This window comes from Rhodococcus sp. 06-235-1A, assembly GCF_002258785.1.
GTDB lineage: Bacteria > Actinomycetota > Actinomycetes > Mycobacteriales > Mycobacteriaceae > Rhodococcoides.
In genome coordinates this window covers 1-19,443 of record NZ_NOYI01000001.1, presented here as the reverse complement: position 1 = coordinate 19,443, position 19,443 = coordinate 1, and the positions used below count along the sequence as shown (strand labels likewise).

The 19,443-nt window shown below is 63.8% G+C and carries 20 protein-coding genes and 1 pseudogene; 9 read left to right on the top strand and 12 right to left on the bottom strand.

Going from position 1 to position 19,443, the window contains the following annotated elements; genetic code table 11:
* Positions 1–25: 25 nt before the first annotated feature.
* Positions 26–2,200, bottom strand: coding sequence for an MFS transporter (locus CH275_RS00100; protein ID WP_094674092.1), 2,175 nt, complete (start codon positions 2,198–2,200; stop codon positions 26–28).
* A gap of 134 nt (positions 2,201–2,334) precedes the next feature.
* Between CH275_RS00100 and CH275_RS00095 the strand changes: the two genes are divergently transcribed.
* Entirely contained in the window at positions 2,335–3,006 is a 672-nt protein-coding gene (locus tag CH275_RS00095; protein WP_094674090.1) for a TetR/AcrR family transcriptional regulator, read from the top strand.
* A gap of 85 nt (positions 3,007–3,091) precedes the next feature.
* Here CH275_RS00095 and CH275_RS00090 read toward each other — a convergent pair whose 3' ends face one another.
* Both CH275_RS00090 and CH275_RS00085 read right to left on the bottom strand, forming a co-directional pair.
* Positions 3,092–3,748, bottom strand: a complete 657-nt coding sequence (locus tag CH275_RS00090; RefSeq protein WP_094674088.1) for a peptidase S1 family protein — start codon at positions 3,746–3,748, stop codon at positions 3,092–3,094.
* A gap of 66 nt (positions 3,749–3,814) precedes the next feature.
* Entirely contained in the window at positions 3,815–4,537 is a 723-nt protein-coding gene (locus CH275_RS00085) for a DUF6319 family protein (protein ID WP_094674086.1), read from the bottom strand.
* Between the two features lie 427 nt (positions 4,538–4,964).
* Between CH275_RS00085 and CH275_RS00080 the strand changes: the two genes are divergently transcribed.
* The 3 genes from CH275_RS00080 to CH275_RS00070 are packed head-to-tail and all read left to right on the top strand — an operon-like array spanning position 4,965 to position 9,710.
* A complete protein-coding gene (locus CH275_RS00080) occupies positions 4,965–7,262 on the top strand; it encodes a glycerol-3-phosphate 1-O-acyltransferase (RefSeq protein ID WP_094674084.1) in 2,298 nt (765 codons plus the stop codon).
* Positions 7,259–8,686, top strand: coding sequence for an HAD-IB family hydrolase (locus tag CH275_RS00075; RefSeq protein ID WP_094674082.1), 1,428 nt, complete (start codon positions 7,259–7,261; stop codon positions 8,684–8,686). Before CH275_RS00080 ends, CH275_RS00075 begins: the two co-directional genes overlap by 4 nt.
* Positions 8,679–9,710, top strand: coding sequence for an adenylate/guanylate cyclase domain-containing protein (locus CH275_RS00070; RefSeq protein ID WP_094674080.1), 1,032 nt, complete (start codon positions 8,679–8,681; stop codon positions 9,708–9,710). Before CH275_RS00075 ends, CH275_RS00070 begins: the two co-directional genes overlap by 8 nt.
* Here CH275_RS00070 and CH275_RS00065 read toward each other — a convergent pair.
* From CH275_RS00065 to CH275_RS00030, 8 genes are read right to left on the bottom strand one after another with little or no spacing between them, the layout of a single operon-like run.
* Positions 9,692–10,753 carry an MSMEG_0565 family glycosyltransferase gene (locus CH275_RS00065; RefSeq protein WP_094674078.1) on the bottom strand — a complete coding sequence of 354 codons (1,062 nt, stop codon included), beginning with the start codon at positions 10,751–10,753 and terminating at the stop codon, positions 9,692–9,694. The two genes, CH275_RS00070 and CH275_RS00065, sit on opposite strands and share 19 nt — an antisense overlap.
* Positions 10,750–11,601, bottom strand: coding sequence for a carbon-nitrogen hydrolase family protein (locus CH275_RS00060; RefSeq protein WP_094674076.1), 852 nt, complete (start codon positions 11,599–11,601; stop codon positions 10,750–10,752). The genes CH275_RS00065 and CH275_RS00060 overlap by 4 nt, the downstream gene beginning before the upstream one ends.
* A gap of 6 nt (positions 11,602–11,607) precedes the next feature.
* The gene (locus CH275_RS00055) at positions 11,608–12,864 is read right to left on the bottom strand and encodes an MSMEG_0569 family flavin-dependent oxidoreductase (RefSeq protein WP_094674096.1); all 1,257 of its coding nucleotides are present in this window, start codon (positions 12,862–12,864) and stop codon (positions 11,608–11,610) included.
* Between the two features lie 11 nt (positions 12,865–12,875).
* Entirely contained in the window at positions 12,876–13,166 is a 291-nt protein-coding gene (locus CH275_RS00050) for an MSMEG_0570 family nitrogen starvation response protein (protein ID WP_094674074.1), read from the bottom strand.
* Positions 13,159–14,052 carry a carbon-nitrogen hydrolase family protein gene (locus CH275_RS00045; RefSeq protein ID WP_094674072.1) on the bottom strand — a complete coding sequence of 298 codons (894 nt, stop codon included), beginning with the start codon at positions 14,050–14,052 and terminating at the stop codon, positions 13,159–13,161. The genes CH275_RS00050 and CH275_RS00045 overlap by 8 nt, the downstream gene beginning before the upstream one ends.
* Positions 14,049–15,476: an MSMEG_0567/sll0787 family protein gene (locus CH275_RS00040; protein WP_256990794.1), complete on the bottom strand. Its 1,428-nt coding sequence runs from the start codon at positions 15,474–15,476 to the stop codon at positions 14,049–14,051. The genes CH275_RS00045 and CH275_RS00040 overlap by 4 nt, the downstream gene beginning before the upstream one ends.
* The gene (locus CH275_RS00035; protein ID WP_094674070.1) at positions 15,463–16,518 is read right to left on the bottom strand and encodes an MSMEG_0568 family radical SAM protein; all 1,056 of its coding nucleotides are present in this window, start codon (positions 16,516–16,518) and stop codon (positions 15,463–15,465) included. The genes CH275_RS00040 and CH275_RS00035 overlap by 14 nt, the downstream gene beginning before the upstream one ends.
* 8 nt (positions 16,519–16,526) lie before the next feature.
* Positions 16,527–17,051, bottom strand: coding sequence for an MSMEG_0572/Sll0783 family nitrogen starvation response protein (locus CH275_RS00030; RefSeq protein ID WP_027495238.1), 525 nt, complete (start codon positions 17,049–17,051; stop codon positions 16,527–16,529).
* 250 nt (positions 17,052–17,301) lie between these two features.
* Here CH275_RS00030 and CH275_RS00025 point away from each other — a divergent pair, with 250 nt between their 5' ends.
* Both CH275_RS00025 and CH275_RS00020 read left to right on the top strand, forming a co-directional pair.
* A complete protein-coding gene (locus CH275_RS00025; protein ID WP_094674068.1) occupies positions 17,302–17,682 on the top strand; it encodes a hypothetical protein in 381 nt (126 codons plus the stop codon).
* Positions 17,675–18,079: a hypothetical protein gene (locus CH275_RS00020; protein WP_094674066.1), complete on the top strand. Its 405-nt coding sequence runs from the start codon at positions 17,675–17,677 to the stop codon at positions 18,077–18,079. Before CH275_RS00025 ends, CH275_RS00020 begins: the two co-directional genes overlap by 8 nt.
* A gap of 9 nt (positions 18,080–18,088) precedes the next feature.
* Here the strand turns inward: CH275_RS00020 and CH275_RS00015 are convergent, their stop codons facing one another.
* Positions 18,089–18,682, bottom strand: coding sequence for a TetR/AcrR family transcriptional regulator (locus tag CH275_RS00015; RefSeq protein WP_179275900.1), 594 nt, complete (start codon positions 18,680–18,682; stop codon positions 18,089–18,091).
* Positions 18,683–18,751: 69 nt separating this feature from the next.
* Between CH275_RS00015 and CH275_RS00010 the strand changes: the two genes are divergently transcribed.
* The 3 genes and pseudogenes from CH275_RS00010 to CH275_RS00005 all read left to right on the top strand — a co-directional run.
* Positions 18,752–19,018 (top strand): hypothetical protein, encoded by a 267-nt coding sequence (locus CH275_RS00010; protein WP_094674062.1) that lies wholly within the window; start codon positions 18,752–18,754, stop codon positions 19,016–19,018.
* Positions 19,015–19,152 carry a hypothetical protein gene (locus tag CH275_RS29320; protein WP_179275899.1) on the top strand — a complete coding sequence of 46 codons (138 nt, stop codon included), beginning with the start codon at positions 19,015–19,017 and terminating at the stop codon, positions 19,150–19,152. The genes CH275_RS00010 and CH275_RS29320 overlap by 4 nt, the downstream gene beginning before the upstream one ends.
* A gap of 111 nt (positions 19,153–19,263) precedes the next feature.
* Positions 19,264–19,443: pseudogene (locus tag CH275_RS00005) on the top strand (HNH endonuclease signature motif containing protein); the annotation flags it as partial.

Sequence of the window (19,443 nt, the reverse complement as noted above, 5' to 3'; positions counted from 1 at the left end):
GGGCAGGTGGGGCGGGCGGGGAGAGCTAAAGCGGCATTGCCCACATCGAGCTCGAGCGCTCCTTGAATTCGGTGCAGTTCGCGTGTTGCCTGCTCGCCCTCTGGTAGAACGTCTGGAGCGGCGCAGCGGGTTGCACAGGCGCAGGCGCGGGCGCAACCGGGAGATCGCTGAGTTCGAGGGCAGCGTCCAGAGCCTCCTCTGCCTCGATGCGTCGGGTGCGCGCCAGGTTCGACAGCGCGAGCTGGTGAATCGTCACTCGGTCGCCGGACTTGGCGTCCACCGTGGCCTGTCGGGCGACCGATGCATCGAGTTCGTACACCTTCGAGGCCAGCTGATAGATGCTGGGGCGTTCGAGTTCTGCGTCCACCAGAGTCGGATCGGCCATGGTCCGTTTCGCCGCAGCGGGCACAGCCTTCGGCACGGGCACAGCCTTCGGCACGTCCTTCTCAGCAGCGAGCAGAGCGTCTCGTGCACCGGCCTTCTCGGGCTTCGCTGCCGACGGCCGTTCGAGTAGCTGCTCGAGCTCGGCCACCTCACGGTCGGCTGCCGCATCCTTGGCAGGCGGGACGACGAAGGGCACGATCGGCTCGAACGCGATCCTCTCCGACGACGACGCCAGTGCCGCGCTCCGCGAGGGGATGAGCACTGCCACGATCACGGCGCCGACGCCGAACACAACGGCGGCAACCAGGCTGGTGTGCGCCACCGCGTCGCCGAACGCGGCGACGGCATTGGCCTCGAGGTTGTCGGCAAACCCGCTGAGGAAGGCATTCTGGGCGCGGACGATGTCCGACACGATCACGGCACCTGCGAGCGAATCCTGCGACGCAGCAAGTCCTTCCGCCGCCTGACCGGTGTATTGACCGTTCGGCTGCTTACCGGGAAAGGTCTGCAGAAAGCCTTCGATTCCCTGCCGGTAGGACGCGGCGAGCACCGACCCGAGCACAGCGATTCCGAGTGATCCACCGAGTTCGAGCGCGGTATCGTTGAGTCCGCCGCCCACGCCGAGTTTGCTGTCCGGGAACTCACCCATGATGGCGTCGGTGCACGGTGAGACCGACAGGCCGATCGCGAGACCGAGCAGCGTCAGCACGGGCAGAAAGTCGGAGTATGTTGCCGTCGGGTCGATCCCGATGAGCGAGACGACGGACAGTGTTCCCACGACCATGCCTGCCGTGACGGTGATGCGTGGTCCGAGCTTGGGTGTGAGCCACATCGTGATTCCGGAACCGACGAAGACTGCTCCGGCCAGCGGCAGGAGGTGTACGCCCGTGGACACCGGGCCGTATCCGAGAGCGAACTGGAGGTACTGGGCGACGAAGTAGATCGCACCGAAGGTGACCAGGAAGAACACCAGCACCGCGAGGGTCGCGCCACTGAGGATGCGGGAGGAGAACATTCGGACGTCGAGCAGCGGATTGGGATGGCGCAGTTCCCATCCCACGAAGCCCACGATCGACAGCAGGCCGACGAGACCGAAGTACAACGGCCCGACGGTCCAGCCGAAGTGCATTCCCTCGATGATGGCGTAGACGACGGTCGAGACGGCGAGGACCGACAGCAGTCCACCGACCCAGTCGATCGCTCCGGGGTCGACGGCCCGCGACGGCGGAACCAGGACGACGGCTCCGGCGATGGCCGCCAACGCAATAGGAACGTTGATCAGGAAAGTCGAATGCCAGGTGAAGCTTTCGAGGAGCCAACCCGCCAGCAGAGGTCCGGCCGCGATCGCGAGCCCGGAGGTGGCCGCCCACACGGTGACGGCAGTCGCACGCTCACGCTTCGGGAACGTGGCGACCAGCAGGGACAGCGTCGCGGGCATGACGATCGCCGCAGCGACACCCATGACGATGCGCGCCAGGATCACACCGAGAGTGGCGTCGGTGAGCGCCCCCGCCACCGAACCGGCAACGAAGATGATCAGGCCGAGAATCAACGCCCCGCGGCGGCTGTAGCGATCGCCGATCACGCCACACAGCAGCATCAACGACGCGTAGGGGACCGTGTAACCGTCGATCACCCACTGCAGATCACTACTCGTCAGACCCAGGTCGAGAGTCATCGACGGCGCTGCGACCAACAGGGATGTGTTGGCCATGACCACGATAAGCAGGCTCAGGCACAGAACTACCAGCGCCGACCAGCGTCGTGGATACGGTTTGTGCATATCTTGGACAGGCGTCATCGCAAGCAACGTCATTGTGTTCCCCCCCGTTGGCAAAGTGCGACACACCTTGCACAGTGCTGTGCAGCTTAAGAAGAATCGTCTAGGATCTGCAATCTTTTGTGGCGGCAGCCACACTCTGAGTTCTGGATCGTGCTAGATGTTGACCTGTGCGTAAGACGACGGAGTCGAGATCGAGTGCACGGGATGCCGCAGCGCCGCCCGTGCAGCGGCGTGACGCCCGGTCGAACAGAGCGCGAATTCTCGATGTCGCACAGCGCGTGTTGGCAGACAATCCGGATGCAACCATCAACGACGTGGCGGCCGCGGCAGGCGTGGTGCGGCGAACCGTCTACGCCCACTTCGCCTCTCGCGAAGCCTTGATCGACGGTATCGCCCTGGAGGCAGCCGAGAGCATCTCGGCCGCACTCGGCCGCGTTCCCGCTGCGGACGAATCGGCCGTCACTGTGTTCGTCCGGCAGACACTCTCTCTGACGCGCGTCGGCGATCAGTATCGACTCCTACTCGCCGTCGCGCGAACAGATTTGGGACACAACAGTATTCACAATCTTCTCGGACCGATGCGAGAATCGGCCGCCGCCGTCATCCGGCGCGGTCAGCGCGAGGGCGTGTTCTCCTCGTATCAAGCCGCAGAAGTCCTCATCCTCAACATCGAAGCGATCGCGCTGTCGATCCTCGACGCCACCAATGCCGGTTTGCTCACCGACCCGGCGGGTGCGGCCACGACGTCGAGCCTGGTGCTGCTGGGGATCGCCCCGCTCGACGCGGAACGAATCGTCGCGGACATCCGGGCGTCCGACTCATCGGCCCGCGCTCGCTGATCGACGGCCTCACCCTCCAACGACGAATGTCCCGTCCGAACAACGTGATTGCTCGAACGGGACATTCGGTAACGACCGGAGACGGTCAGGGAGCGGGAACGAATCCTGCGCCGAGTCCGTTGCCCTGATCGACGTTGCGAAGGATCGCGTCGAAGTTGGTGCCGACCTCGGGGCCGAAGCACGCCACGCCGAGGTAGGCGTTCACCATGCCGACGAGAGTGTTGCCGACGACGACCGGGCTACCCGAGTCACCTTCGACGACGCACAGTTGCGCCCAGGTCTCCTGCGACTGCAGGACGTCTCCGTACGCGAGACCGCAGGTGTTGCCGGTGGTGCGGCCTTCCTTGCAGACGATGTTCGGGAACGCAGTGGGCGGGCCGACCTGAGAGATGGTCACGTTGCCGACGCGGCTGATCGGTGCAACCTTGTCACGCTGGAATTCGATGAGGGCGTAATCGAATTCCGGATTGGAGAATGCGATGCGGCCGACCTCGCCGAGGGAGGTGTCGTACTCGGGGACGATCGAATCGCCTGCTCGGCCACAGTGGCCGGCGGTGAAACCGACGAGATTTCCGTTGCGGTCGTTTCCGATCGTCGTCAGCGTGCACTCGGCCTGACCACCGACGATGATTCCCGAGCCGCCGCCGAGAGCAGCTGGAGCGGCCGCGGATGCGGTCCCCACGCCGACGCTGGCGACAATTGCAGCCGCCCCCACGACGACGAGCATGAATTTCTTGAACATGTACTCCCTCTCAGCGGTGTCGGCAGAACCCTAGCAACAACAGGTGTACGAACACGAGTGAGTCGCTCATACGTCCTGCTCGAGGGCTGCGAGCGTGGTGCGCGCCTCCTCCAATTGACGGCTCAGTTCTGCAACTCGGCGAGCAGCTTCCTCGCGCGCGTGGGATATGACTGCTTCGACAGCGTCCCGTGCGATGGGATCGCCCAACTCTCGGACGGCCCTGCTCACCGACTCCGGGCTCACCGGCTGCGCCTTGGTGGGCCGCTTGGCTCCCTGGGTGACCGTGACCGACCAATCGTTGTCGGCCCCGGCATGAATGGTGACGCTGACGCCGCCCGGTGCCTTCTTGACTCGACGGGGAGCTTGACTCTGCGGCGACACGGCCTTGGGTCGCTCCGCGACCGCCGTGGGCTGTACCGGTTCTGTCTTGCGTGGTTCCGCTACCGCCGCGGGTTGTACCGGCTCGGCCTTTCTCGCCGACGCAGCTGCCGAGGTCGTCTTCTCGGCCGGTACGCGCTTGGCCGGAGCAGGTTGGGCCGCCGCGTTGCGGCTGATGCGCAGTTCCTCTGCCTCGTAGGGCAATTCGTCGTTGACGCCCTTCGGGCTGATGGTGACCGTGGTGCCGTCGATCGACACCACCTTCGCCGACGTCCCCTCGGGCAGGCCCAGACTCGGGTTCGGTTCACGAAGATAGACAGTGGCTCGACGCCCCTCGGCCAGTGCTGCGGCCAACGTCGTCAGATTCTCGGGGGTCAACGAATCGTTCACGGCGCGCCCACGGGGTGGCATCGACTACCGGCCTTTCTCGAAAGTGTTTGCGAACACTGTCGCACAGATCGGTACACATTGTCGTCGCGGACGGACCGAGCGCGGCGACGGGTTCGCGTTGAATCCCGAGCGACGCCATGGAGTCGAAGTGTGTGTTAATCCAAGTAACTGTAACCACAAGTAACTGTTACTTGGATTAACACTTAGATTTGCTGGGCCGAGAAGACCGATGCCCTCGACTGTATACGACAGTCCGTCCGAACGCCCGCCGAGTCCACTCCGGGACACCGAATGTCCCATCGACCACCGGTCGGGTACCGGCGAGCCGCCCTGCCCATCGACGAAGAATCTCGTCCCTGCACCACCTCGCCGAACCGCCCTCGCGGCCGGTATCTCCCGCGTAGCCTGGCGACGTGCCTTCTTGTGTAGGTACGGAACAGGAGCCTCGATGTACCACCTCGACGCGGACGAACAGTCGCTCAGCGACGGTCCGCACGTGTATTTGCTCGACGCCAAATCCACCCTCGAGGTTCAGGCTCTGAATCAGTGGATCGATGCGACCACTCCCGACGGCGAACCGAGGCCGCCATCGGTGGTGTTGTCCGGTGAAGCGAGAACCTCACTGGCGGAGAGTGTTCGCGGGTACGCCGACGATCCGCTCCTCATTCCGTTGCGCGTGACGTTGTCCGATCGCAAGAACGGCATTCTGCACCGCATCTTCGCTCCGCGCGGTCGGTCGAAGCCCACGCAGGTATGGCAGCGGTGGGTGGCGAACGACGATCCCGATCATTCGGCGGTGTTGGTAGGCGAGCCCGCGACTCTCCGTGATCTGCAGGATCGCTTCGAACGGGGCGGCGGCACCTCGCTCTCGTCGTTCATTCTGCGCCAGGCCAGTCTGGCGTTGGACAAGGCCGAGCGTGGCGTCATCGGCTCCGAGTACAAGATTCCGCGATTCGTCGTCGAGGACATGACGGAACAGAAGAAGTTCCGCGACGGCATCACCGCACTCGCGGAAGAGGTCGGTCAGGACCGCGACGCAGTCGACACGCGCGTCAACGACATCCTCGGTGAGATGGTCGCGACCGAGACCCGCCGGGCAGTGGAGATGTGGGGCACCCTCGGGGCATATTTCTCGCGGGCGTACAAGGTCGACGTCGATCGCGACCAGCTGCAGAAGGTCCGCGAACTCAACAAGAACTATCCGTTGGTGTTCCTACCCAATCACCGCTCCTACCTCGACCCACTCGTCCTGCGCCCGGCGCTGCTGGCCGAGGGTCTACCGCTCAATCACGTCATGGGCGGAATCAACGTCGGCTTCTGGCCGCTGGGTCCGATCGCCAAACGCAGTGGCGTCGTGCTCATTCAGCGCAAGTTCTCCGACGCGATCTACAAGTGGACGCTGCGTCAATACATGAGTTTTCTGCTGAGCAAGCGGTTCAACCTCGAGTGGTACATCGAGGGCGGCCGTAGCCGCACCGGAAAGCTCCGCCCGCCGCGGTTCGGCCTGTTGACCTATTTGGTGGACGCACTCGAGTCCAGCGATGCCGAGGACGTCTATCTGGTTCCGACGTCCATCACCTACGACCGTCTGCACGAGGTCGGCGCGATGGCCGAGGAATCGCACGGAGCGAAGAAGCAGGCCGAGGGCATTCGGATGGCCATCGGTTACATCCGCGCGCAGGGCACGTTGCGCGGCAACGTGTATCTCAATTTCGGTGAGCCGATGTCGGTGGCGTCGATCGTCGCCGAGAACACCGACAAACGAGTAGCGGTACAGAAGATCGCGCTCGGGGTGTCCCACGCAATCAACGACGCGACTCCCGTCACCCCGGCCGCCCTGGTCACCATGGCCCTGCTGGGCATCGAGGATCGCGCCCTCAACGTCAACGAGATGTGGGCCATCATCGCTCCGCTCGCGCGCTACATCAAGCGTCGAAACCTGCCCACCGCAGGAGGCGTCGACATCGCCGACGTGGATGTGGTGCGCTCGGCCGTCATCGCGCAGGTCAATGCCAACGTCGTCAAGCGTTTCGACGACGGGCCCGAGCCGTTGTTCTACCTGGCGCAGGACAAGCATCTCGTCGCAGCGTTCTTCCGCAACAACGCGATTCACTTCTTCGTCATGCGTGCCATCGGGGAATTGGTGGTACTACCGACCAGCGGCGATTCGGCACCGCTGACCCAGGAATCGCTGTGGCAATCGGCATTGCAGCTGCGGGATCTGCTCAAGTTCGAGTTCTTCTTCGGCGACAAGAAGGACTTCGGCGAGCGGCTCGAGTCCGAGGTCGACCTCATCGACCCGGACTGGCGAAACAAGATCAGCGATCCCGATTATGCTGCGCAACAGCTTCGGTCACAGGATCTCCATCTGGCGCACCGGGTTCTCCAGCCGATCTTCGAGGCGTACCAGGTGGTGGCCGATCAGCTGATGCTGCTGCCGCAGAGCGGGGAATTCGACAAGCCGAAGTTCATCGCGGAGTGCCTCGGCGCGGCTCAGTCCAGGCGACTGCGTCAGCAGCTCGATCACAGTGAATCCATCTCCGGCGAATTATTCGACACCGCACTGCAATTGGCCGAGAACCGCGACCTGGTCGATTCCACCTCCGACGGTAGCGCGCGCCGCAGGCGTGACTTCGCGCTCGAGATCGACGAGTGGGCTCGCAAGGTCCGCACGATCCGCGACATGGCCCACCAGATGCTGCGCGAGGTAGAACCGATCGCGGCCCCCGAGGAGAACAATTCATGACCGAGTTCGACGATCGACTCGTCGCGATCGCCGCCGCTCCACCCGGCCGGGACACCGTGGCGTTCTTCGATCTCGACGGCACCCTGATCAACGGGTTCTCTGCTCGCGCAGTGTTTCTCGAACGTCTCAAGACGCTCGATGTAACGGTGAAGGAACTGTGGGAGATCTCGAGCGCCGTCGTCGAGATGCGGATGCGCAACTCCCCCGTCGACAATCTGATGGGCAAGGCCGTCCGCGGCCTCGAAGGCCGTCGGGAAGACGATCTGATGGAACAGGCGTACACGCTGTTCCGCAACGAGATCGCGCCGATGATCTACCCTCAGGCCCGCGCCCTCGTCGAGGCACACCGGCATGCGGGGCATCGCCTGGTCATGGCCACCTCGGCCACGCCGTACCAAGCACTGCCCGTGCAGCAGGACATGATGTTCGAGACTCTGCTCTGTACCACTCCGGTGGTCACCGACGGCATCCTCACCGGCGAATTGGTCGGCGACTCGCTGTGGGGCCCACGCAAGGCGCAGGCCGCGATCGATTACGCCGATCGTGAAGGCATCGCTCTGGCAGGCTGCTTCGCCTACTCCAACGGCGGTGAAGACGTGCCGCTGCTCGAGGCCGTCGGACGTCCCGTTGCCCTCAACCCGGATCCTGACCTGCAGCGTTACGCCGCCAAGAAGAATTGGCCGTCGCTGACGTTGGAGAGCCCCAAGCGCGGCACCGATCTGACCTCCGCGGTGCGCAGTACTGCCGCTCTCGGGTCCGTGTTGGCGAGCGCGTCGATCGGGCTCGGTCTCGGGATTCTGACGCGGAGCCGCCGCACCGGTGCCAACATCACCAGCACCATCGCACCCGACATCGCACTGACCCTCGCGGGCGTGAAACTCGACGTGACCGGCACCGAGAACGCCTGGTCGGCGAGGCCTGCGGTGTTCATGTTCAACCACCAGAGCACGGCCGACTCGATCATCGTCACATCCATCCTGCGCCGCGACATCACTGCCGTCGCCAAGCGCGAGCTCGAACGCGACCCGCGATTCGCGCTGCTGGGCAGGATCTTCGACGTTGCCTACGTCGATCGTGGTGATCCCTCACAAGCGCGCGAGGCGATGCGTCCTGCAATCGAGAAGCTGCACAGCGGCATTTCCGTCGCCATCGCACCCGAAGGGACGCGAATGCCGACGTCACGTCTCGGCCGATTCAAGAAGGGCGGTTTCCACCTGGCGATGCAGGCCAGAGTCCCCATTGTTCCGATCGTCATCCACAACGCGGGTGACGTGATGTGGAAAAAGGATTTCACCGTCCACTCCGGTACGGTCAAGGTCACCGTCGGCGAGCCCATTCCCACCACGGACTGGGAGCCGGACAAGATCGACGGGTACGTGGACGACGTCCGTTCCTATTTCGACAGAACGTTGGGATATGCCTGAGAACCAGATCAACTCGGTGGTGCAAGCGGAGATCGAACGCAATCTCCTGGGGGGCACACCGAAGTACACCCGTTCCGACATCGTCGACAAGTCGGGGCTACCACTCGAACGCGTCATCGCATTGTGGATCGGCATGGGATTTCCCATCCACACCGACACCGAGGCTGTCGTCTACACCGACGCGGATCTCGAGGCGCTGAAGCTGATCACCGGCCTCACCGAGCAGAAGGTCATCAAGCCCGAGATGGAGGTCGCGATCGCGCGCACCCTCGGGCAGTCGATGTCCAGGCTCGCGGAATGGCAAGTGGGCGTTGTGAATTCTCACATACTCGAACGGATCACCAGCAACGAGGACGACCGCAACGACATCGACGCGATCCGACGCAATGCCCGGGACATCGCAGCCGAAACAGTGCCGACCCTCGAAGCGCTCCAGGGGTACACGTGGCGACGCCACCTGGCTGCCGCTGCCGGTCGATCCATCGCCGCGCCCGACGACGCCACCGAGAGCCCCACGATGGCCGTCGGCTTCGCCGACATGGTGGGTTACACCAGCCTGACGCGTCGACTCGACATCGGCGAGTTGACGACCCTCCTCGAAGAGTTCGAGTCCCTGGCCACCAATATCATTGCGCGCGGCCGTGGTTCGGTGATCAAGAACGTCGGTGACGAGGTCATGTTCAGCGCGCAGAGCGCCGAGGACGCCGCTCACATCGCTCTCGATCTGCAGGACGCATTCGCCGAGCAGGAAGACATGCCGGATCTGCGCGTCGGGCTGGCCTGGGGACCGGTGCTCGCGCGTTACGGAGATCTGTACGGCTCAGTGGTCAATATGGCCGCACGGCTGACCAGTTCTGCTTATCCGGGAACAACTCTCGTCGATACGGTGATGACCGAGGAACTGCGCCACGATTCCGAGTTCTACTTGAAATCGATTCGCTCACTGCGGGTCAAGGGCTTCCACAAGCTCAAGCCCCACCGACTCGAACGCAACAAGCGGGGCAATCACCGAAGCGAGGAATAGAACTCGATATGTCGCCGCGCCGCCTCGTCCCACGTGAGGCTGCGCGCCAGCGTCAGGCCCGGTAACGGATTTCGCGGATCGCCCAGCGCCCGTTGTAGTTCGGCGGCCATGGCGTCCACCGAGTCCGCGTAGGACACGCTGTCTCCGAACACTTCCCGCAGTACCGGAAGATCTCGCGCGACGACCGGGGTCGACGCGGCAAGTGCCTCCATGGCAGCCAAGCCGAAGCCCTCTTTGGTGGAGAAGAACGGTAGCACTGCGGCCTGGGCGACGAGGTGCGGTAATTCGTCGTCGTCGACGGTGCCGAGCATCACCGGTTCGATCCCGAGTTCCGTTGCGCGAATCTCGAACTCCGCGCGGTAGTCGCGATAGTCGAACAGCGTCTCGCCGCCGGCGAACACCAGCCTCAGATCGCGGTGAGGCAGCCGTGCGAAGGCGTCGAGTAGATCGAGACTGCCCTTGCGTGGTTCGATTCCTCCCACCGCCAGTACGTATCGACCGAACTTCTCGTGCCAGTGAGATCGGCTCGATTCTGCAGCGGCAGTGAATCGTTCGGCATCGACGCCATTGGGAATCACGGTGGGTTCGAGCCCCCATCCGCGGCGAACGTCACTCGCGACCGCGTCCGATACGCAGATCCGTGCGTAGGGGGCGGTGATCGCGCGCTCGTGACACGCTGCCAACTCGGGCGTGGTGAACTCGTCGAGATGATGGATGGTCCTGATGCACCGGCCGACGGCATTCGCCGAGATGCAGTCCTGCGCATGGACGATGTCGTACTCGTCCGGTGTGAAGGCCTGTCGCAGAACGTCTATGGACCGCAGTATTCGTTCGCCGACGCTCTCTCCGTCCCGATGTTCGAACGGGACCAACCGAACGTCGACGGCGGGGTCGACGGCACGGAAGAACGTGCTGTCACCGCCGCGCCCGAGAGACCACACCGAGACGTCCTGCCCTGCGCGAGCCAGCGCCTCGGCCAGCGCAAGCGTGTGCACGACGCCACCGCGGGGCTTGGACGAGTAGGTCAGCAGGCTGATCTTCACTGATCGGACTTCTCCTGCAGAAGATTCGGATATGCGTCCACCCGACGCTCGGCGAGGTGGTGCAACCCTCGGCGGGCCCGATCGACTTCGGCATCGACATCGATCTCGTGCACGGCCAGGCCGCCTTTGGACCATGTTTTCGCCAGAACGTCACCGCCGGGGCCGACGATTTTCGCTTGACCGAGAAAGCGCAGCGAACCCATCACCCCGGTCTGATTGGACGAGACCAGCACCACCTGGTTCTCGGCCGCGCGGGCCGCATCGTAGAGATCGAACAGTCGGGACTGCCGGTCGTTCGGCAGAGAGGACGCCCGGTCGGTGACGCTCGCCGGCCATGCCGACAGTGCCGCAATGATTCTCGCGCCGTCGAGCGCCAGCGCGCGCGCCGATTCGGGGAACGTCTTGTCGTAATCGATCAGCATGCCCATCCGCCCGACCGGAGTATCGAAAGCCTCGAACCGGTCCCCCGCCGCGTACGCGAGCGATTCTCCGAGTGGCTGGTGCACTTTGCGGTGACTACCCAGAATTCCGTCGCCGGTCAGGCACGCAGCAGCGTTGTACCGCAGCCCTTTCGACAGCTCGGTGTACCCGATGCAGATCGTCATGTCACCGGCCGCCGCGATGATCGCGGCCAGTTCCGGACCGTCGGGATCCAGAGCGGGAGGAAATTCCGCAGGATCGGGGTTGCTGAGACTGTTGATGTAGCCCCCGAGCGACGCATCGGGCAGCACCAGGAGGTCGATGCCCTCTCGGGCCGCACTGGAGATGATCGTCGTGATCTTCAGTACGGCTCGATCGACATCTCGCCCGAAATGCGCTGCCAATGCACCGATCTTGATGAGGGCCACGTCAGCTCAGACCATCTGACTCTGGGGTTGTGCGGCGCTGATCTCGAGGCCGATCTGATCGGCCAGGAACGCAGCGTCACGGGCCACCGAGGCGAAGCGTCCCGAACCCCAGGTGTGCTGCCACGGCAGGCCCAGGAAGTACAGGCCCGGCACCGAGGTGACTCCGCGGTTGTGCGTCGGGTGTCCTTCACCGTCGAAAGCACCGACCTTCAGCCACCGGTAGTCGGTGCGGAAACCCACCGACCAGACGACGGCCTTGATATCCGCAGTGGCGAGGTCGAGTTCGGTGTTCTCGGTCTCCGGCCGCCACACCGGCACGTAGCGATCCTCGGTGGGGGCGCTGATTCCCTCGCGCTCGATGTAGGCGTCGATGTTGTCCTTGATGCTTTCGGCCACCCGATCCGCGGCATCGAGGGACGCCTCGAGGGTGGGGGCGAACTGTAGAACGCCGTCCTCGACTCCGAGCAGTCGGCCGTACAGTTGCATCCCTTCGGTGGCGAATGCGCGCAGGTCGATGTCTCGACCACCGTCACGGCCGGTGACGTAGTGGTTCGTGTTCTCGCGTTTGCCGACGCCACCGGGTTGATCCTCGATGGAGACATCGTAGACGCCCATGTCGTGCAGCCAGGCGACACAGTCGCGGCCGCGATAGAAGCGTGCGACGCGGGGAGCGGTGCCGGCCACCAGGTGGACGCGTCGACCGTCGAGGTGCAGATCCTCGGCGATCTGGGCGCCGGACTGGCCGGTACCGACCACCAGCACGTCGCCGTCCGGGAACTGATGCGAGCCGCGGTATTCGGACGAGTGGATCTGGAGGATCTCGCGCGGTAGCTTCTCGGCGAATCGCGGGATGGTGGGGATGTGGTATCCGCCGACCGCGACCACGATCTGGTCAGCGTGCATCGGTCCGGCGGAGGTCTGCAGGTGGAAGCCGCCATCCAGGGCCTGCAGGGCTTGGTCGACCGAAACATGTTCTCGTACAGGCGCATCGAAGCTCTCGGCGTAGCGTCGGACGAAGGCGTATACTTCGTCGCGCTGCATGAATCCATCGGGATCGTCGCCGTCGTAGGAGTATCCGGGAAGTGCGCACTGCCAGTTCGGCGTCACCAGAGTGAAGTTGTCCCAGCGGGAGTCCTTCCACTCGTGTGCAATCGTGTCACGTTCCAACACAACGTGTTCGATTCCGCGCTGGGTCAGATGCCAGCTGATGGACAGTCCGGCCTGGCCGCCGCCGATGACGATCACGGTGTGGTGCTCTGTCACACTGTTCGGATTCACAGCAATTCAGCTCCCGACATGCTCAGTACTCGAACGGCACCGGCCTGGTAGGAGGCACCGACACCGTGAATCTCCTCCATCTGCTGTGCGGCCGAGGTGCACCGCATTCCGAACTTGGCGAGCACGCGATCGCTGGCGATCGTCAACGCCTCCGACGTCCGCTGCACGAACTCCGCAACCGGGTATTCCTGGCCGGGGACCAAGTAGTCGTGCATCACCAGAGAGGGCGAATAGCAGGACTGTTCGCGTCCGTCGGGCCATCGCACGAGGAACGACATCTCAGGCATGGATCGGCTCCTTGGTGATGGTCCGGTACACGGACGGCCGGCGATCACGCAGGTTGTACATTCCGCCGCCACGTGCCGCGCCGATGAGCGCATCGACGTCGACGGTGGCCGTTGCCAGTCCCGGTTCGACGCCGGTGCCGGCGAGAATCTCTCCGCCGGGCCCGACGATCTTCGCGCTGCAGACGAATCGCAGGGACCCGAAAGTTCCGGCCTGATTCGCCGCAACCCAGATGATCTGGTTCTCCAGTGCGCGAGCGCGGTCGTAGATGTCGAAGCGCTGCTTCCACCGATCTTCTTCCATGTTGTCCACCGTCGCGGTGCGCGCAGTCGGCCACGCGGAGATGGACGCGACGATCTCGGCTCCGTCGAGCGCCAGTTCCCTTGCCGCCTCGGGGAATCCCTTGTCGTAGCAGATCTGCATGCCCATTCGGCCGACCGGAGTATCGAAGGCGGAGTAGCTGTCTCCCGCGTCGTAGCAGAGGTTTTCGCCGAGCGGCTGGTGCACCTTGCGGTACGAGCCGAGGATTCCACTGCCGTCGACCGTCACTGCGGCGTTGTAGCGGGTGTCGCCGTCCTTCTCGCAGAAGCCGAAGGTGATGACGGTATCGCCCGCCATCTCGATGACGCGGCTGATCTCCGGGCCGTCGAGTTCGAGGGCGGGAGGCAGTGCTTTCAAACGACGCTGCCGCGATTCCTCGGTCTCGTCGCCCCCGCCGAGGCTGGGCAGGTAGCCGCCGAGGCAGGCTTCGGGTAGGACGAGTAGTTGGCTGCCGCGGTTGCGTGATTCCTCGAGCAACGCGGCGATGGTGGCGTAGCCCTGTTCCATGTCGCGGCCGAACTCGGCTGCGGCGACGGAAATGGTGATGGGCTTCGGGTGGGTGGTCATGCTTCTCCCAATCCGGTCACGGTGGACGTGACCGCGCGAGTGGTGATTCCATCGGGCCATCGCAGCGCGACGCCCGGAATATCGGTGAGCTCTCCGCAGACTGCGGACAGTGCAGGTCCGGACGGTGCAGTAGGTGCACCTGGACGGTCCGCGGTGATCATCGCGAACCCTGGAAAACACGTGATCCATTCACCCATCGACGCTGCGTCGGGCTTCGGGATCGAGGCGATGTCGAGTACGGCACCGGTTCCGCTCGCCTCGGCGAGCATTCCGGTGGTGCCGGCCAGGCCGGCCATCGAGACGTCCTTGGCGGCCTTGGGTGCGGTACGGGACACGAACGACGCCATTGCCGTCAGTTCTTCGGTGTTTCGCCGTGACGACGAATCCCATTGCTGGCCATGATATCCGCGTCGCCACTCGCCTTCGATATCTGCGGTGAGCGTCAATCGATCGCCGACGCTACCGCCACCGGCCCGAACCGGGTCGGTTGTGCGGCCCAGGGCGGTGACCGACAGAGACGACGGCACGCCGGCCTGGGTATGGCCGCCGAGCACCGGAACCTGCCATGCCGCAGAGGCATCGGCGAGACCTCGGATGATGCGAGTCAGTCGTGACTGTGTGGGTGCGCCGACGGAATCGAGCATGCCGACAGCTCGAGCCCCCATGGCCGACAGGTCGTTCAGGTTGACCAGGGCCGCGCACCAACCGGCCCATTCGGGGTCGCGATCGACCATCGAGGGAATGATCGCGTCACAGGCAGCGATCATGTCGGTACCCGGCACCGGAACACCGTCGTCGCCTCGAAAGCCTTTGGCTCCGAGACCGAGTGGCTGCGCCTTCAGCGGTGCGAGGACTCCGGCGAGTATCGCCTTGGTCGACGAGACCAGCCGTTCGATGCGATCGATCGGCCAGTACATCGCCACGTGGGGTGTGTCGGCCACCTCGACGTCGCCGCGCCTCACCCACCCGAGAGCGGTGAACAGTTTCTCGTTGCGCTTCTGCACCGTCGCATCGAACCGCAGTACGCCACGGCTCTCGGCGTGTGCACAGGCTGCCCGGACCAGTGCAGGCCCGACGCCGGAGGCGCGCGCCGAGGCGTCCACTACCAGGCGACTGCCGGCCCACCATCCCAGATCCGTTGCGGTGCAGGGAGCTAGGCGGACCCCACCGAGCACGGTGCCGTCCCGGTCGGTGGCGACCAGAACGACGGCGCGGTGGTCGTCGTCGATATCGTCCTGATCGGTACCGGAGAAGAGGCCTTGTTCGGCAACGAACGTCGCTCTGCGTAGCGACCGGTAGGAGCTCAGTTGTGCCGGGCTGTCGCACGGTTGGACCATGAACTCGGGCTCCACGACAGCGGTTACAGCGCCGGACAATCCGGCAAGGTCCTGCGCGTCCACCCCGTACATCTCAGCCTCCCGCATTCTGCAGGACGCTGCACGCGCCGCACGCCGCGCAGCCGGCCTTCTGATCGGAGCCGAGCATCGCTGCAGCCTGGAGTTCCTTGGCGACGCGTCGAGTGACGCTTTCGAGCACGTCCCGGTCCGGAGCCGTCGCACGATCGACATCCACCGCCAACGTTCCGGCAAGCGGACGAAACGGAACGACGAAGGGGTAGACGCCCATCTCGATGAGTTCCGCAGCACCGGAGACCAACTCGTCCGGATCCTCACCGAGGCCGACCAGAATGTACGTCGAGACCTGGTTGCGCCCGAAAACCCGAACGGCTTCTTTCCACGCCGCGCGGTACTCGTCCATCGATACCGACGCCTTGCCCGGCATCCATCGGCGTCGAACCTCGTCGTCGAGAGATTCGACGTGGATGCCGATGGATTCGGCTCCGGCGTCGTACAGATCCTGAATCGTCTGCAGGTCGCCCGGAGGTTCGCACTGCACCTGGATCGGTAGGTCCGGGACCACGGCTTTGATGGCGCGCACACATCGGGCCAGATGACGGGCACCGCGATCCTTCGCGGCCGAAGTGCCTGTTGTCATGACCATCTGGGTGACGCCGTCGAGCCGTACCGCCGCCTCGGCCACCTCGGCGAGCTGAGCCGGAGTCTTGACGGCGATGGTGTCTCCGGCCTCGAGCGAGGCCTCGATGGAGCAGAAGCGGCAGCGTTGATCGGCGTCGTAGCGAATGCACGTCTGCACCACGGTCGTAGCGAGAACGCTGGAACCGTGCAGCTTCGCGATCTTCTCGTATGCGATCCCGTCGGAGGTTTCGAGGTCGTAGAACTTCGGACGGTCGACGGTCTGCACATCGAGGCCGATGTCGTTGCCGTCGAACAACACTCGTCCTTCTTCGAGAACGTACGGGCTGAGCGGATTGCGGGGGATGGCTGCGCCGAGGCCGTCGATGCGGACATGTCCGTCGTCACTCGGCCCTGCACCGGCAGTTCTGGACACCGGCGTCGCTCCTCGGATACCGAGCAGCGCCAGATCCACGCGCGTAGAGACGGACATGTCGGCCCCTAGACCATGTAGGTCGAGTTGATGATGGCACCCTTACGCGCGTAGTGGATCAGCGCGTCCTGCACGTCGAGGGGGTGAGCCGGGATGACACCTTCGATCAGGTCCTCTTCACGACCGCCGTGCAGAGCCAGTCCGAAGCGGCAGCAGAACACGGTGCCGCCCTCGGCGATGAACGTCGCGAGGGAGTCGTTGATGTTCTGCTCGCCCGGGAAGCCGGAATCACCGGTGGTCGGAAAGCCACGAGTAGCAAGGCAATTGATGGCACCGGGGCCGTAGAAGTACATGGCCGACTCGAAGCCCTTACGCAGGGCCCGCGTCGCCTGGAGTACCGCGACGAACGATACCGAGGACTCGTGGGCGATACCGTGCACCAGCGTGAAGTAACTCTCGCCGTTCTCGGCCTTGTAGTCGGGGAAGATCTTGGTGGAGCCGTAGATGTTGCTGCCCTTGGGAAGTGAAGGGTGCGGGATCTCTTCGAGCGACTTCTTGATGTTCTCGGCGATGGACTGGTCGAGGTCTGACACGGGTGTCTCCTGAGGTTCGCAGAGCGGGCTGAATGCGGTGGACACCGATGGCCACCTGAGGAAGAGAGGTCATGTCCGGCGAGAGAGCAGTTCCTCTGCGGCCATGGAACAAGTACAAGCCCCATCCATTTCCGATTGGTCACGCTCGGAACAACTCCGTGTTGCGAGGGCCTCACAGTGTTGACGTGGTGTTACGCGGCTACTGTGAAGGCCGGTCCACCTATCCACCGCGAGCAGGACGAGGAACTCGATGATCGGCGCCGTCACCGGCTTGTTGTACGCGTTGTCCCTGGCAGTGGGCATCTGGGTGCTCGTGAAGCTCGCCACGAACCGACCCGTCCTGTTGAAGAACAAGTCCGATCGAGCACTGTTCTGGACCATCTCTGCCACCGAGGCCGTCGTCGCACTTCAGGCCGTGATCGGGTTCGTCATGATGTTCACCTCGGATCGCGAGATACACCGGTTGACGTTCGGCTCGTATCTCGTTGGACTGCTGTTCCTACTTCCATTGGGAACGTGGTGGTCCCTGGGCGACCGTTCCCGCGGCGGCACAGCGGTACTGCTCGTTGCCGTCCTCACCCTCGCAGCCATGGTGCTGCGCCTGAGCCAGATTTGGGCCGGATATGCCTGACAACCTCCAGCAAGCGACGCGCACCGGGTTCGGGCGCTTCCTCATCGCCGTGTACGCGGTGTTCGCCGTCGCCGCGACATCGCGCTCGATCGTGCAGCTCACCACGCGATTCGACAACGCACCGGTGGCGTATCTGCTGTCGGCTTTCGCGGCGGTGGTCTACATCATCGCCACGGTGGGACTGGCCCGAGCTACAGAAGCGTCACGACGAGTGGTGACGGTCTCCTGCATCATCGAACTCGTCGGAGTCATCGGCATCGGCACCCTCAGCTACATCCAGCCCCAGGACTTCCCGGAGCCGACGGTCTGGTCGCACTTCGGATCCGGATACGTCTTCATCCCGGTAGTGCTCCCCATCGCGGGACTGTGGTGGTTGCGAAAGACTCGGCAGCAGTAGACGTTCGCTTCACGCCTTCGACAATTGACGCAGGTGTCGACGCACCACGCTTCGCGCCAATGCAGGCGGCAGCTGATCGGGGTGCAGAGAGGCTCTGAGCGCGAGTCCGTCAATCATTGCCGCCAGCCTTTCGGTTTCGAGCACCGACTCCGATTTCGGTACCAGCTCGGCATGCATGACAATCAGTCCCGCCAGGGTCCGCGACCCTGTGAAGAGCCTGTCGGCCGAGGCACTCAGTACCGGATCGGTCCGGCCTGATGTGACGATCTCGAGCCACACAAGAACCTCGCGGGACGTGAGCTCGGTCAGCGGTAGCAACTCACAGAGCATGTCCTCGGCGATGGCGAGACGATCTTTGCTGCCGTCCAACCGATCTCGGTGCTCCGCGATCCGCGCGGTAATGCGCTCGATCACTTCCTCGGAGGCTGCACCGATCAATTCGTCACGCGAAGAGAAGTAGTGCCGAACCGATCCGATGGCCAATCCTGCCGCGTCGGCTACCGCACGTAACGTGACTTGCCCGATTCCGGCTTCGACGACGACATCGAAGACGGCCTCGAAGATTCTCTGACGCCGTTCGCCGGTATCCACAACTTTTGGCACTGTTCTTTTATAGCAGGTTCGTGCTACTTTCTTATTTAGCACGCTCGTGCTTCCAAAGAGAGGTTGTCCATGGAAACCGTTCTGACACTGCTACTCATACGTTTCGCGATCATCGCCACGATCGTCACCGTCGTCGCCGTCACACTCTTCGGCATCGCCGTGCATCTCAAACGCCGCGGGAAATGGAATGCGACCAAACGGCAACTCGGGCCGATGGCCGAGCGCGCGGCAGATCTGTATACGCGACGTTCCCGGTCCTCCGCCCGAGGATCGTGGACCGCACGCGCGGCGAGATCGGCCGCGCAGCGCCTGAACGAAGACGGGGACCGTTCATGACGACACTGAAGGCCGATGGCAACGAGTTGATGCACCACCTGTTTGTCGACTTCCTGTGGAAAGTCGGAATAGTCGCCACGTTGCTCGCGATCGGAATCGCTGCGGCAATCGTCATCTGGAAACGGGTACGGTAGCTGCTACCACAACTCACCGACAGCTTGCGGATCTCGAATCATTAAGCAGGGCAATAGGTTTCGATTCGACTATCATTGTGTATCGAACGCACGTTCGATACACTTGCTGCCATGACCACCGCGATCTGGCAACTGAGCGAAAGCGAACTCCTCGCCGACGCCACCGCGGTCTCCCACCAGATCCAGCTCCTCGAAGCCCGTCGTATCGCCCTCGTCGCCGACATCGACACCCGCGTGAGCCGCGAGAAACTCGGCTTCCCCGGACCCGCAGGCTGGCTGACCTCCACCACC

Coding starts and splice junctions, on each gene's coding strand:
- CH275_RS00100 (WP_094674092.1), bottom strand. CDS start 2,200: ATGACGTTGCTTGCGATGACGCCTGTCCAAGATATGCACAAACCGTAT.
- CH275_RS00090 (WP_094674088.1), bottom strand. CDS start 3,748: ATGTTCAAGAAATTCATGCTCGTCGTCGTGGGGGCGGCTGCAATTGTC.
- CH275_RS00085 (WP_094674086.1), bottom strand. CDS start 4,537: ATGCCACCCCGTGGGCGCGCCGTGAACGATTCGTTGACCCCCGAGAAT.
- CH275_RS00080 (WP_094674084.1), top strand. CDS start 4,965: ATGTACCACCTCGACGCGGACGAACAGTCGCTCAGCGACGGTCCGCAC.
- CH275_RS00075 (WP_094674082.1), top strand. CDS start 7,259: ATGACCGAGTTCGACGATCGACTCGTCGCGATCGCCGCCGCTCCACCC.
- CH275_RS00070 (WP_094674080.1), top strand. CDS start 8,679: ATGCCTGAGAACCAGATCAACTCGGTGGTGCAAGCGGAGATCGAACGC.
- CH275_RS00050 (WP_094674074.1), bottom strand. CDS start 13,166: ATGCCTGAGATGTCGTTCCTCGTGCGATGGCCCGACGGACGCGAACAG.
- CH275_RS00045 (WP_094674072.1), bottom strand. CDS start 14,052: ATGACCACCCACCCGAAGCCCATCACCATTTCCGTCGCCGCAGCCGAG.
- CH275_RS00040 (WP_256990794.1), bottom strand. CDS start 15,476: ATGCGGGAGGCTGAGATGTACGGGGTGGACGCGCAGGACCTTGCCGGA.
- CH275_RS00035 (WP_094674070.1), bottom strand. CDS start 16,518: ATGTCCGTCTCTACGCGCGTGGATCTGGCGCTGCTCGGTATCCGAGGA.
- CH275_RS00025 (WP_094674068.1), top strand. CDS start 17,302: ATGATCGGCGCCGTCACCGGCTTGTTGTACGCGTTGTCCCTGGCAGTG.
- CH275_RS00020 (WP_094674066.1), top strand. CDS start 17,675: ATGCCTGACAACCTCCAGCAAGCGACGCGCACCGGGTTCGGGCGCTTC.
- CH275_RS00010 (WP_094674062.1), top strand. CDS start 18,752: ATGGAAACCGTTCTGACACTGCTACTCATACGTTTCGCGATCATCGCC.
- CH275_RS29320 (WP_179275899.1), top strand. CDS start 19,015: ATGACGACACTGAAGGCCGATGGCAACGAGTTGATGCACCACCTGTTT.